10 protein-coding genes and 1 tRNA gene are annotated in these 13,275 nt (G+C 42.4%); 6 read left to right on the top strand and 5 right to left on the bottom strand.

Annotated features, from left to right (window positions below):
- Positions 1-25 precede the first annotated feature (25 nt).
- The 3 genes from D7Z94_RS07550 to D7Z94_RS07560 all read left to right on the top strand — a co-directional run bounded on the left by D7Z94_RS07550 (position 26) and on the right by D7Z94_RS07560 (position 4,874).
- Entirely contained in the window at positions 26-2,338 is a 2,313-nt protein-coding gene (locus D7Z94_RS07550; RefSeq protein ID WP_120710969.1) for a ligand-binding sensor domain-containing protein, read from the top strand.
- A gap of 40 nt (positions 2,339-2,378) precedes the next feature.
- On the top strand, positions 2,379-3,371 hold the full coding sequence (locus tag D7Z94_RS07555; RefSeq protein WP_120710970.1) for a Gfo/Idh/MocA family protein: 993 nt from the start codon (positions 2,379-2,381) through the stop codon (positions 3,369-3,371).
- Positions 3,372-3,473: 102 nt separating this feature from the next.
- Entirely contained in the window at positions 3,474-4,874 is a 1,401-nt protein-coding gene (locus D7Z94_RS07560; protein WP_120710971.1) for a purple acid phosphatase family protein, read from the top strand.
- A 47-nt stretch (positions 4,875-4,921) separates the two neighbouring features.
- On the opposite strand, the gene D7Z94_RS07565 is transcribed toward D7Z94_RS07560, so the two are convergent.
- Both D7Z94_RS07565 and D7Z94_RS07570 read right to left on the bottom strand, forming a co-directional pair.
- Positions 4,922-5,800 carry a glycerophosphodiester phosphodiesterase family protein gene (locus D7Z94_RS07565; protein ID WP_120710972.1) on the bottom strand — a complete coding sequence of 293 codons (879 nt, stop codon included), beginning with the start codon at positions 5,798-5,800 and terminating at the stop codon, positions 4,922-4,924.
- Between the two features lie 112 nt (positions 5,801-5,912).
- Positions 5,913-7,886 (bottom strand): FG-GAP-like repeat-containing protein, encoded by a 1,974-nt coding sequence (locus tag D7Z94_RS07570; protein WP_120710973.1) that lies wholly within the window; start codon positions 7,884-7,886, stop codon positions 5,913-5,915.
- A gap of 392 nt (positions 7,887-8,278) precedes the next feature.
- Between D7Z94_RS07570 and D7Z94_RS07575 the strand changes: the two genes are divergently transcribed.
- Complete coding sequence (locus tag D7Z94_RS07575; RefSeq protein ID WP_147415849.1) at positions 8,279-10,480, top strand: hypothetical protein; 2,202 nt, start codon at positions 8,279-8,281, stop codon at positions 10,478-10,480.
- Positions 10,481-10,767: 287 nt separating this feature from the next.
- Here D7Z94_RS07575 and D7Z94_RS07580 read toward each other — a convergent pair.
- Positions 10,768-10,841: transfer RNA gene (locus tag D7Z94_RS07580), tRNA-Met, on the bottom strand.
- A 132-nt stretch (positions 10,842-10,973) separates the two neighbouring features.
- On the opposite strand from D7Z94_RS07580, the gene D7Z94_RS07585 reads away from it, so the two are divergent.
- The gene (locus D7Z94_RS07585; RefSeq protein ID WP_120711976.1) at positions 10,974-11,357 is read left to right on the top strand and encodes an START-like domain-containing protein; all 384 of its coding nucleotides are present in this window, start codon (positions 10,974-10,976) and stop codon (positions 11,355-11,357) included.
- A gap of 52 nt (positions 11,358-11,409) precedes the next feature.
- Positions 11,410-12,276, top strand: coding sequence for an aminotransferase class IV (locus D7Z94_RS07590; protein WP_120711977.1), 867 nt, complete (start codon positions 11,410-11,412; stop codon positions 12,274-12,276).
- Here the strand turns inward: D7Z94_RS07590 and D7Z94_RS07595 are convergent.
- Complete coding sequence (locus D7Z94_RS07595) at positions 12,269-12,829, bottom strand: YqgE/AlgH family protein (RefSeq protein WP_120710975.1); 561 nt, start codon at positions 12,827-12,829, stop codon at positions 12,269-12,271. The two genes, D7Z94_RS07590 and D7Z94_RS07595, sit on opposite strands and share 8 nt — an antisense overlap.
- Before the next feature lie 121 nt (positions 12,830-12,950).
- The gene (locus D7Z94_RS07600) at positions 12,951-13,223 is read right to left on the bottom strand and encodes an HU family DNA-binding protein (RefSeq protein WP_120710976.1); all 273 of its coding nucleotides are present in this window, start codon (positions 13,221-13,223) and stop codon (positions 12,951-12,953) included.
- Positions 13,224-13,275: the final 52 nt, after the last annotated feature.

Below are 13,275 nucleotides of genomic sequence, written 5' to 3' on the forward strand. Positions count from 1 at the left end.
CAGTTTACCTTTAAAACCTAGTTTGTTGAAACGATTGGATAATTTATTAAAACTGTTGGATACGCTTACCAGTCTATTTTGTTCTATAGTTCTAGCTCTGCTTCTTGGCTCCTGTGGTGAACCGATCCCCAAAAAAACGGCTGATAATAAGAACCTTTCATTATCCGAATCCGTACCGTATAGAGATCGGATGTTTGTACAGGAATATCATGAAGCTTTTCCGATGGATAGCAATGAAAAGGGGGCGCAGGAGGTGAAGGCGATATTGCCCCTGGACGATGGAACGGTTTGGATAGCTACCATGGCCGGGGTTTTTCGTAAGTCTAAGGATTTACGCTCTTGGGAACCCATGTTACCCGAAAAGGACCAAGGACCCGCCTTTGATTTGGAAATTGATGGTCAGGGCAGGGTCTGGGCAGCAGTATGGAACGGTGTGTACCGATCAAATGGTAGGGGCAATCTAGAGTTACAGCAAGGAACGCTACCACCAATAGCCGTGCTGGCAAATTCGGAAGAAGGAATGTACGCCCTTGGCCCAAAGGGAATATGGCTTAAAGTTAATGAAGGTTGGTCGCGCAAGGAATACCATACGGGCAGGAGTATTCGCTCAGCTTTGTCCGATCAAAAAGGCGGACTTTGGATCGGGACCGATGTAGGTCTTTTTCATTGCGGACCACAAGGTGTAACAATACATCAAGGAAAAGAACAGTTGATTAGTGCGTATTTGAGCAGTATGGCATACGCTACCCCGGACACGCTCTGGGTAGGTGGTATGGGTGGGGTTTCCATAAGGGCCAATGAAAGAATGGTCGATATGAAAAGACCTAATGACGGACTTCCCCATAGTCAGGTAAACGTGGTAAGGAAGTCTCCAAACGGTGCCATGTGGGTGGGAACCGATTATGGTATTTCGCGCTTTACGCCAGGGATTCCCGATTACTCCGTGCGCCTTAGCCAACGCTGGTTGATGAACAATACGGTAAATGACATTGCCTTTGATACCAAAGGAGATGCCTGGATAGCCACTGAAGGCGGGGTAAGTGTAATCCATTGCTTTCAAATGACCTTGGAAGGTAAAGCGGACTTCTTCTACCAAAAATTGTTACAACGTTATGTACGGAAACCTGGAGCAGTAGGACTTCGTTGGATGGAGATACCTGGTGATACCACAACCTCCAGGGCCAGCGATACGGACAATGATGGGTATTACACCGCTATGTATCTGGCCATGGAGTCCTTTCGGTATGCCGTGACTAAAGATCCAAAGGCCCGGGAACGGGCCAAAAAAACTTTCGATTTTCTACAGTTGTTGCGTGAGGTGACCGAAATACCCGGCTTTTTTGCAAGAACCGTGGTGCCAGCGGAATGGGAGAAGACCCACGACATGAACCGTAGTTACACGGAGCGTGAATATGCTGCGGAAATAGTGAAAAACCCTAGGCAAAAACCCGTAGAAAAGCGCTGGCATGTATCTAACGATGGGAAGTGGAAATGGAAGGGAGATACCAGTAGTGATGAAATGTGCGGGCACCTTTTTGGGTACTACTGTTACTATACTCTGGTGGCCGATGAAGATGAGAAAAAGCGGCTGGTATTTCATTATCGTCAGATTATGGACGCCTTGATCGCAAATAACTATAATTTGATCGGGGTAGATGGAAAGCACACCAAATGGGGCGTATGGTCACCAGATCAACTCAATCGCGACCCAGAATGGCGCCCCGAAAAAGGGATAAATTCGTTGGAGCTGTTGGCATTCCTAAAATTCACTTACAGCATCACAGAGGATTCCAAGTACCAGGAGCATTACACACATTTGATTGAGAAAGAAGGCTATTTGGACAACATTGACCTAATGCTGGATCCCGACCCTGCCTGGGAGACTTATTTTGATATTTACTTGGCATTGTACGTTTATACCCCCTTGATCATGGGCGAAGAGGATGAAGAGATCAAGGCACGTTATCTGAACCATTTGGATGGTTGGTACGAACGGTACAAACCTGCGGGGAGTCCCATGCTCAATTTTGTATACAATTGGTTAAAAGGTGGAGCTGATGGTCTTGAGGCCTCTGTATTCTTTTTGAAAGATGCCCCTTTAGATCCGGTAGACTGGATTATGGACAATGGGGCAAGGGAGGATTTACCCGTGCTTAGGGAGCCCATTTTGGAGGTGCTCCAGGTTCCGCTTAGACCACCGAGCGAATATCGAACTATGCGCTGGGACCGTAATCCATATCATGCCGTCGCCGGCTGGCCGAATCAAGAACGTGACCCGGTATACTGGTTATTACCGTATTGGATGGGAAGGTATTTGGAGTTGATACAACCCAAATAACACGTAGAAGCAACTTTAAAATCGATAGTAAAAATAATTGATGCGGGATAAAATACAATGGGGAATATTAGGGACTGCCACCATTGCAAAGGAACAGGTAATTCCCGCAATGCAGAAAAGCAACCATTGTACTGTGATGGGTATTGCTTCAAGGGATGGGGAGAAGGCGGAACGGATAGCAAAGGAATTCCATATCCCCAAATATTACGAGGGGTATCAAGCGTTATTGAATGATCCGGAGATTGAGGCGGTTTACATTCCGTTGCCCAACCACCTGCATGTAGAATGGGCCAAAAAGGCTTTGATTGCAGGGAAACATGTATTGATAGAAAAGCCAATTGCCCTAAGCAGTAAAGAGGGCAATGAGCTATTGGCGATGGCCATGCAATACCCGGGACTTAAAGTGGCGGAGGCCTTTATGTACAAGTTTCATCCGCAGTGGATCAAGGTAAAACAAATGGTGGATGCGGAGGAAATTGGAGAGTTGAAAACAATACAATCCTCATTTTCCTTTTTTGAGGATGACCCTGACAGCATTGTAAATATTAAACCGTTCGGGGGAGGTAGTTTAATGGATATTGGGTGTTATTCCATTTCTATTTCACGATTCTTATTTGGTAGTGAACCTAAGCGTGTTTTGGCGAATATAGAATATCACCCTGAATTCAAAGTGGATATATTGGCTTCGGGAATTCTTGAGTTTGAAGGCGGTAGTTCTTCCTTCTTTTGTGCCACACAGTTGGTCGAAAACCAACAGGTTCAAATTTTTGGTACAGAAGGGAGTATTAGGTTTGAGCTGCCGTTCAATCCGCCCAATGACAGACCATCTAAGATTTGGTTTACCCGGAAGGAAGTAACTACGGAACTGGAATTTGAACCCTGTAATCAATATACCCTTCAAGCCGATGCTTTTTCCTTGGCCATTTTGGAAAACGAGGAAACAGGCATACCCTTGGAAGATGCAGTGTATAACCTGTCCGTAATCGAAAAAATGCATGAAAGTGCGGCGTCGGGTTGTCGCGTGAGTTTGTAGCGACTAAGATTTTAACCATAGATCAACGGCAGTATGATATTGGAAAATTGGCCTTGGCCTAAGATATAGTGTAACCTAGTTTTGAAAGAAAATAATCGAATAATGAACAAGACAAAGAGATTCCAGATTTTGGTATTGGCGCTGATGCTAAACCTATTCCTGAATGCACAAGAGAAACAACATTATCACGACGGTCATGCACATAGCCATTATATGGACTATGATGATTTATCCGAACATAAGCTTATTTTTCCATCCCATACACCAGACCGGATAATAGCCAATCTCACCGTGGATCCGGCACATAGTTTTGCGGTCAACTGGAGAACCGATCAACAAATAGGGAATGGGGTGGTAGAGGTGGCAAAGGCTACGGACGGCCCTGAATTTTTACTGGGGAATGTCCGTAGGATAAAAGCGGTTTCCCAAAAATTCGAAAATCAAAATAGAAAGGAACCTTTGGTCAAGGCCACCTACCACTCGGCCGTTATAGGCAACCTTGAACCGGGAACCACTTATATATACCGGGTCGGAAATGGGGGGGAAGGCAATGGATATTGGAGCGAGTGGTTCCAATATACAACGGCTTTTGCCGAAACTGCGGAAGAACCTTTTAGCTTCATCTATTTTGGTGATGCCCAAAACAATGTGAAATCACTGTGGTCACGGGTCATTCGAAATTCGTACCGCCAATTTCCGGAGGTGGACTTTATGCTGCATGCCGGGGATTTGATCAACGATAGGGATGCCAATTTGGAATGGGGCGAGTGGTTTTATGCCGGCAGCTTTATTCATGCTACAGTCCCCAGTATGATGACACCCGGAAACCATGAATACAGGGACGGGGTACTCTCTTCCCTCTGGAGACCCCAATTTACATTACCGGAAAACGGACCCATTGAAGAATTGAAGGAAACTTGTTATGCCATAGACTATCAGAATATGAAACTGATCTCCATTGATGCGGAGGGCTTCGATGAGAGTAAACAAGCACGGAAATCCCAAGTAAAATGGCTGGATTCCGTTTTACGTTCAAATACCAAAAAATGGACCGCTATTACCATGCATTATCCCATTTATTCAACGGCTAAAGGCAGGGACAACAAAAGGCTTAGGCAAGCCTTGAAACCCCTGATTGACAAATATGGTGTTGATTTGGTCCTACAAGGGCACGACCATACCTATGCCCGGGGGTATGTAAAGAACGAAGGCAAGGGCCTAACGGTAGTGGACGATGCCGGTACCATCTACGCCGTTTCCGTCAGCGGGCCTAAAATGTATGAATCCCAGGATAGGGAGTGGATGGTAAGACGAGGGGAATTTACCCAGTTGTTCCAGATTATAACAGTTACGGAAGACAGTATCGAATATGGTGCATATACTCCTATAGGTACACTTTACGATGCTTTTGAACTTATAAAGAAGAATGGTAAAAAGAAGTTAATAAACAAAGTACCCAAAAGTCCTATTCGATTAAAGAAGAATTTTATCAAATCGGAGTAGTACCAGAGAAGCGGAAATAACCTTTCAAATAGGTCCAAGAACCTTGTCTAAGGATGTGTTTGGTTTTCTCTAAGAAAATGAAGTAGCTCTTCGGGAAGGTCGGTCTGTATCACATTAATGTATTTTTTTTCACGCAGCTGACTGAATCCGGAATCCTTTTTAAGTCTTTCCATTTGATCGTATTTTCCTAAGGCATTGGACCAGATCCTAGCTCCTGAGCTCCTAATTTTCTGCATAATCCTGTTTTTATAAAAGCTCTCATCGATATGAATGACTTTAATACCTCCAATTTTAAGAATCTTTCTAACATCCTTTCGGGAATAGGCCCTAGGCATTATTTTTATTTTTGGATTCAAATCACGCAATAGTGGAATTAACTGATAATTGTCGTAGATGTAAAAAAGAATCTGTTCTTCCATATGGTGCTTTTTAATCAAGGTATATGCTTTTTTTAGAGCCGTTGGGTCATCTTGTTTAAAATCTACATCAATCATGATTTTACCTTTGGCGATTTCTAACAACGCTTCGAAAGTCGGTATGTGCTCTACAGTAATTTCTTCGTTATGAATCAGATTAACATCTTTCAAAATTGAAAAATCCAAGTCACTTACTTTTCCTTTACCGTTTGTAGTTCTATCTATAGTTTCATCATGCATAAGAACCAATTTGCCATCTTTGCTTCCTCTTACATCGATTTCTAGAATATCGACTCCAAGATCTATGTTTTCCCGAACGGCTGCTAATGAGTTTTCGGGATGTTTTGGATGCATTGCCCTATGGGCAGCAACCATAATATGCTCCGGGTCTTTTATAAAATCATCGATTAAGCCATCAAATCTTTGATTTTGTCCAAAAGAAGATAGACTCAAAAACAGCAGAGCTATCCATGAATTGCTTTTTAAATAGACTTTCAGGAGGTTTTTCATCTTTTGATTTTTAATTTGTAGTGATTTAAACTCTTTTTAGTTTTAAAACAAAAGACTTCCATTAGAAACTAAAGGGCTCCCAATTTTTGGGAGCCCTCATCGGATTATATGTTTACTCATTCTTCCAATAATAGAAATATCCATCTTCGGCCCCTAAAAGTAAGTCTGGTTTTCCATCGGTATTCCAATTCACAAGCGTAGGGCTAGTGGAATGACCGGCCAACTTCAAACTGGAGAAATCACCTTTAAATTTAAAGTCGACTTTATTAGGGGTTTGCCCAACATTTTCGAGAAGAACGGCATTTATTCCATTGATGACGATATCCATGTCCCCATCGGTGTCCCAATCGCCAAAGGCAAGCTTCCTTCGTCCGCTGGAGCCGTACTTCCGCTCGTTGAGCCGCAATGGGCCATTTAAGCTATCTACGAGAATATTTTTTCGGTCATAAGTGCCATTTGTGGTATGAAAAATACGTTTCCCAGGTCTTAGAAAGAGTGTTCCTGCTTCATTTTTATAGCGCTCGTAATAACTTAGGTAGCCTTCTTGGTCCAGCATGATAAGATCCATAAGACCATCTTTGTTCCAATCGATTGCGGTAGGGGTGGTTCGCCATTGGGTGGCCAAGGTGTTGGGTTCGGGGTTCCACCAAAACCATTCGGGCTTGGGAGTGCTATCCTTCCATTTTACCTGGATAGGTTGCTCTTTACCAAGTTCTGGTTTTCCTTTAGAACCTATATTTTTGAACCAAACTACCTTTCCCCAAATGGAATTTACGATGATATCCTTAAGGCCATCATGGTCCCAATCTTCAACGGATAAGGTGGTATATCCCCATTTGGCCTCACATGGCCCCTGAATAGAACCATTTTCGCCTGCTTGGATTCGTATGACCTTACCTTCGCTCTCCAAAAGCTTTGGTGCATCCCATTTGGGGGTATCTCCTCCATCCAAGTTTTCAATAAAGGCGAGATGACCCGCGGAATTTCCACAAATAAGGTCCTCATCACCATCCTCATCCCAATCCGTACTAAAGGGAGTGACCAAGGCCCCGAATTTAACATGCTCTGCCCTCTGTTTAAAATACTTCGGGTTTTCAAAAACGGGCATTCCCGTTTGTACTTTCCCCGTGTTTTCTATAAAGGCGACCCTCCCATCCTCATCACCGACCACCAGATCTATATCTCCGTCCTTGTCCCAATCCAAGGAAACGGGCAAGATCATTTCCAAATCCATGGTAAGGATACCTTCTCGGTTTTTCAGGTATTTTCCTTTCGCATACTCAGGGGCATTACGTGTGCCTATATTTTCGAAATAGGTGAACTTGTCCAGGAATTCCCCGCAGATGATGTCCAGGTCGCCGTCATTGTCATAATCGTCAAAATTCGGGGAAGGTGCGCCATACACATCAATAGGTTTGCCTCCCGCAAGAATTTTATGCTTTAATTCATAGGCGCCATTTACATTTTCAATGAGATAAACAAAACCGTGCAGCGGGCCATTGGTCCAATTTCCTTGGTCATCAAAAGCATTGTCCCAGCCATAATCCTCGCCATCTTGAATGCCCACTACAATATCCAGATCCCCGTCATTTTCAAAGTCAACATATTTCCATTGATTGAAGCGAATTTTGTTGTGCAATTTGGAAAAAGCTTCACTTGGGAAAAGTGCCTTTACCTTTTTAGTAAAGGACGATTTAAAATCTTGTAGCTCCTCTCCAGGTCTTAAAAACCGGGGATTGCCGTTCACATAAGAAACTTGAATGTGTTTGATCGGGTCGCTTACCTTTACCGGAGGCTCGAACACGGGGAATGCCTCGCTACTTGTATTTTCGAAAAAAAAGATGCCGTTAAAGGGGACATCGTTGCAAGATACCAAAAGATCCAAATCCCCGTCCTCGTCATAATCCATGGGAAGTGGAGATGCCCAAAGGCCTACCCCAAGATCTACGACCAGGTCCGGATTGTTATAGGGTAATCTTTCAAACTTTGGTGAAATCTGCTGTACGGTCTCGGGTGCCTTATTCTTTTGATTGCAAGCTAAGATGAGACATAGCATGCCAAGGAATAAGGGTTTTGTCCGTTTCATAATATTGGATTATCTTTTTAAACAGTCTCCAAGAGGGTAGGAATAAATATAGGCATCACAGTGGTGTACTACTTCATGATTTTTGATGTATCTACATGGAAAGTTAACCATAGTATGTGGGCTTTCATCCTGAATTAAAAACCATAATATCCGTGATTTTTCCGGATTTTAATACTCGGAATAGCGATACGGTGGGTTTCATATAAAAAAAATACGAAGCGTACCCTTTGCTTCATTAAATGGTATTGACCAAGAGGAAGGTTAATATATAATATGTTTTAACCAATAATAATGAAACGGCAGGTGGGGTAAAGCACTAATTTTACAAGGTCTTATTTAAACTTTTTGCTTGACTTAAGGTTAAGTGGGCCCAGAAATTAAATGATAAAAACATGAGAGAATTAACACTGATTAGTTACTTAGTAGTATCCCTTACTTTAAACGCCCAGCAATATATGGATAAGCCTTACATCCAGGATTTTGCCGAAAAGTACGAGTTGGGAGGGGTGGTTAGCGACGCATCACTTTGGCAAGTACGCAGCGATAGAAATAAAGCAATAAAGCTGGTTTCCTCCAAAGGGCTTTTAAATGCCTACGACAATACATTATTACCAGATCTGCATTACCGTCCCTTGTCCGATATGAAAATTAAGGCCTTGGAGGTTTATGATGGGCAGTTTATCTATTTGACGGACAAATCCATCCTGAGCAACGCCTGGGGAGGAAAGTATGAGGTGGAACACGGTTTAGATAAGCCGGCTCTTTTCGCCATGGGCCCGAATTTTATGACCTTGGTCGCCTCCGCCGATGAAGTAAAGCTGTTTCAGAATGGAAAGCGTGTTTGGAACAAACAATACAATGGGGTAAATCCCAAAACCATTCTTTTTGACGAAAAAAGCAATGCGTTTCTAATACAAGGGACCCATGGCGTATATAGGGTTACCATGGCGGACCTGGAACTTAGAAAGCTATACGAGGGATCCGATCTAACATCAATGACAATGTATAAGGGTAACCTTATTGTGGGTACAGGAAATGGGGTAGTCCAATTATCCGGGGAGTCTTTTAGCAAAAATGAAACAGATCAGAAATTGCCCTGGACAGAAATTACGGTGGTCAAGACCATTAATGATGAATTGTGGTTCGGATCTACAAAAGGCGCATTTAAACTCCGAGATGACGGCAAATATGACTATTACGCATCAAAACGATGGTTGGTGGACGATTATGTAGTCGATATTGCTCAGGGCCCGGACAATAGTGTGTTGGTGCTTACCAAAGAAGGACTGTCACAGATCAACTTTGTGGAAATGACCCTCTCTGAAAAGGCCGATTATTTTCAAGAAATTCAGCGTTTACGCCATATTCGCTATGGTCTAACGGCCAATTTATCCTTAAAGACCCCCGGAGATCTTGCTACGGGCTATTATCACGATACCGATAACGATGGTCTTTGGACGTCCATGTATTTGGCGGGGGAGCTTTTTCGGTATGCCGTAACCAAAGAGGAGGATGCCAAGCACAATGCCTATGAGGCTTTTGAAGCTATGGAACGTTTAACGGATATTACACCCATGCATGGTTTTCCGGCGCGATCATATGAACGCGATGGCTATGAGGTAGGGCTCCATGCCAATGGATTTTCGGAAGAATGGTATAAAAAACATGTAGAGGAACATGGAAGGGTCTGGCAGTTGGCGGATGACAAAAAGTGGCGATGGAAATCAACCACTAGTAGCGATGAATCCTGTGGACATTTTTTTGCCTATGCCCTCTTTGCAGAACTGGCCCCAGATCAAGAATGGAGGGATCGGGCAGTACATCAGATCAAGATCCAAATGGATCATATTATGGATAATAATTGGTATTTGGTAGATTGGAACGGCCAGCCTACCGCATGGGGCCGGTGGAACCCCAAATACGTAAATAGCTTCCCTATCAACGTTGGTGATAGACGACTAAATTCGACCCTTATACTTTCATTCTTACAAACGGCCTACCATTTTACCAAAGATGAGAAATACCGAAAAGCTGCTCATAAATTGATGAAAAAACACGGCTATGATGAGAACGCCAATCGTTCCGCCACTGTAATCGGTTATGTGGAAGGGGAAGATTTAAGTGATAAGTGGAACCATTCCGATGATGAGATGTACTTTTTAACCATCCCGGGGTTTGTTAACTATTCTTTTTCGGAAGAACAGAAAACGAAGCATTTTGAAACGGTAAAGAGTCATTGGGAAATTGAAAGGTCCGAGAAAAACCCGTTGTGGAACTATCTTTTTGCCCTTACTGGGGGGAATCCCATTGATAGTGGTGCTTCGGCCTGGTGGCTACGTGAATTCCCTATGGATTTGATCGATTGGAAAATTGATAATAGTCATCGGAAGGATTTGATCAAGATAGCCCCGAATTTTAGAAGTCAGACTTACACTGAGGTGTTGCCGGGCGATGAACGCGTTCTGCACAAACACAATGGGGCCTATAGAAATGACGGAGGCAGTAATGGAAACCGGGAGTATGCGCCCTATATTTATCTTCTACCATATTGGGCCGGCCGATATGTTGAGGCCATTAGTGCTCCGTCACCATGACAAATGATGGCCCTCTATCGCTTAGCACGGGTAAGCTGAAAAATCGGTGCTATGCAAGGTTGTAATAATGACTTAGTAAGGGTTTTAAGATTTTAAAGCGATATTGAGACCTATCCGAATAAGGCACAGTACTAGTGAGCGAGGGCCGGAAGTGCGATGCACGGACCACTTCCTCAACGACCACAAACGTTTTAAGGGACGAGTTGATTTAGGGAATTAAATTGCAATTTAATGTTGTACAGAAATGAAAAAACCCAAGACTAAGATAAGATCTTGGGTTTTCTTTGTAGCGAGAGGGAGACTTGAACTCCCGACCTCAGGGTTATGAATCCTGCGCTCTAACCGCCTGAGCTACCTCGCCATTTGGATTAAAACGGCTGCAAATATAAAGCTTAATTTCGTGCCTATCAACACCCATACTTTAAATTATTCCATCGGTTTTATTTTTTTATCATTTGGAAATCTATATATTGCCCGAAGAAAAAACATCGTAATGGATGATAAAATAAAATTTGAACTTGAATTTGTAATACAGTCCTCTCCACAATTGCTGTATCAGTACTTGTCCACACCTTCCGGACTTTCGGAATGGTTTGCGGATAATGTGAATTCCCGTGGGGAAATGTTCAGTTTTATTTGGGACGGTTCCGAGGAAGAGGCTAGATTGTTAAAGCGCAAAAGCGATGAATTCGTAAAATTTGCCTGGGAGGAAAATGAAGATGATTCCTATTTTGAAATGAAGATTATCGTAGATGAGATAACCAAGGATGTCTCACTTTTTATTACGGATTTCGCAGAGGAAGACGAAGTGGATGAAGCAAAAATGCTTTGGGAAAATCAAGTCTCCGATTTAAAGCACGTTTTGGGATCCAAATAACGACTTTTTATATTTAACTCTATATTTGACCTTGATTTTTCAAGGTTTTTTTATGATCAATTTTAACGGTACACTTTTCCCCGAAAATGCGTTCTTTTTAAATCATGAAAATAGGGGACTCCGGTATGGCGACTCCCTGTTTGAAGCTATTAGATATGTCAGCGGCCAAGTGTTGTTATGGGAGGACCATTACCTTCGACTTATGGCCTCAATGCGGATATTACGTATGGAGATACCTATGGAATTTACCATGGAATTCCTGGAATCCGAAATATTGAAAACGGTCAATGCCAATACATCTATTAAAAACTCCCCGGTTAGAATTCGTTTCACCGTTTTTAGGAATGATGGAGGCCTATATTTACCACACAGCAATGAAGTTTCCTATATCATAGAGAGCAAGGAGTTGGTCAATCCCTTTTATGTTCTGGAAGAAAAGCCGATTGAAGTAGAACTTTTTAAGGATTTTTATGTGAATGCGGGTCTACTTTCTACCCTAAAAACCAACAATAGGCTTATAAATGTGGTCGGTAGTATTTATGCCAAAGAGAACCGCTACGACAATTGCTTGTTGCTCAATCAGAACAAAATGGTCGTTGAGGCCTTGAACGGGAACATTTTTCTAGTAAAGGGCTCTTCAATTAAGACACCACCTTTAAGTGATGGTTGTCTCAATGGGATAATCCGAAAAAAGCTTTTGGAAATCATCGGTAACTTAAACAGTTATACATTGGAAGAGGTATCGATATCCCCATTTGAGCTTCAAAAAGCCGATGAGCTGTTTATTACCAATTCTATTTCAGGCATACTGTCCGTTACCAAATACAGAAAAAAGGAGTACGATGTAAAAGTAGCTAGGGATTTGGTGGGTAAGTTGAACGCAATGATACGATTGGGTGCAATAGGTTCGTCTAGTTAAGACTTGGATTTTCTGGGGCGTTGGACCAAAGCAGGTAATTACCACCTAATTCGATCATTTTCTCCTTCCAAAAGGCTACCGAGGATTTTTGGATAATGGCACTTTCATATTTGTTCTTGACCACGATCCAAGATTTTGAAGACAGTTCTTGGTCCAATTGAAGGGAAGACCAACCAGAATAACCTAAGAAGAATCGGATATCGTTTTCCGAAATAACCTTTTGGTTAATAAGGCTTATGGTCTTTTCAAAGTCACCTCCCCAATAAATACCGTCCGAGATTTCTATGCTATTATCGATTAAATGAGGGACCTTGTGGATGAAGTACAGGTTGTCCTGCTCTACAGGGCCTCCATTATACACCTGGAAAGGAATACTAATTTCGGTGACCAAGTCATTAATGTGGTATTCTAAAGGTTTGTTCAAAATGAACCCTACAGAACCTTCCTCATTATGTTCCGCTAGGAGCACAACTGAACGATTGAACGAAACATCCCCTGTTAATGAGGGCTCCGCAATAAGAAGCTTACCTTTTTTAGGTTTTAGACCTACCATAGTTTATATAGTTGTCAATCTAAAATAAGACAATTCCCATAAATACCAAAAGCTAGGATACAAAAAGGCATCCTAAACCTCTTGGTAAAGGATGCCTTGATATATTGTACAATGGTATAAACTAGTTTACCGCGTTGCCTAAATCGGCACCTGCCTTAAACTTAACAACATTTTTAGCTGCAATTTGGATAGTTTTACCGGTAGAAGGATTTCTTCCTTCCCTTGCATTTCTTCTAGATACGGACCAAGATCCGAAACCAACTAGAGAAACTCGGTTTCCACTTTTAAGAGATCCCTCTACATTTCCCAAGAAAGATTCCAATGCCTTTTTTGCCGCTGCCTTAGTGATGCCAGCATCCGCTGCCATAGCGTCGATTAATTCTGTTTTGTTCATAATGTAATTAAATTAATTGTTGTTAAAATAATTTTAATACCTAACAACAAAT

The sequence above is a fragment of the Ulvibacterium marinum genome (assembly GCF_003626755.1).
In the GTDB taxonomy this organism is placed as follows: domain Bacteria; phylum Bacteroidota; class Bacteroidia; order Flavobacteriales; family Flavobacteriaceae; genus Ulvibacterium; species Ulvibacterium marinum.

What these genes read in the sequence shown, in the direction of transcription:
- D7Z94_RS07555 (WP_120710970.1), top strand. Translation starts at nt 2,379, where the DNA reads ATGCGGGATAAAATACAATGGGGAATATTAGGGACTGCCACCATTGCA.
- D7Z94_RS07560 (WP_120710971.1), top strand. Translation starts at nt 3,474, where the DNA reads ATGAACAAGACAAAGAGATTCCAGATTTTGGTATTGGCGCTGATGCTA.
- D7Z94_RS07565 (WP_120710972.1), bottom strand. Translation starts at nt 5,800, where the DNA reads ATGAAAAACCTCCTGAAAGTCTATTTAAAAAGCAATTCATGGATAGCT.
- D7Z94_RS07570 (WP_120710973.1), bottom strand. Translation starts at nt 7,886, where the DNA reads ATGAAACGGACAAAACCCTTATTCCTTGGCATGCTATGTCTCATCTTA.
- D7Z94_RS07575 (WP_147415849.1), top strand. Translation starts at nt 8,279, where the DNA reads ATGAGAGAATTAACACTGATTAGTTACTTAGTAGTATCCCTTACTTTA.
- D7Z94_RS07585 (WP_120711976.1), top strand. Translation starts at nt 10,974, where the DNA reads ATGGATGATAAAATAAAATTTGAACTTGAATTTGTAATACAGTCCTCT.
- D7Z94_RS07590 (WP_120711977.1), top strand. Translation starts at nt 11,410, where the DNA reads ATGATCAATTTTAACGGTACACTTTTCCCCGAAAATGCGTTCTTTTTA.
- D7Z94_RS07595 (WP_120710975.1), bottom strand. Translation starts at nt 12,829, where the DNA reads ATGGTAGGTCTAAAACCTAAAAAAGGTAAGCTTCTTATTGCGGAGCCC.
- D7Z94_RS07600 (WP_120710976.1), bottom strand. Translation starts at nt 13,223, where the DNA reads ATGAACAAAACAGAATTAATCGACGCTATGGCAGCGGATGCTGGCATC.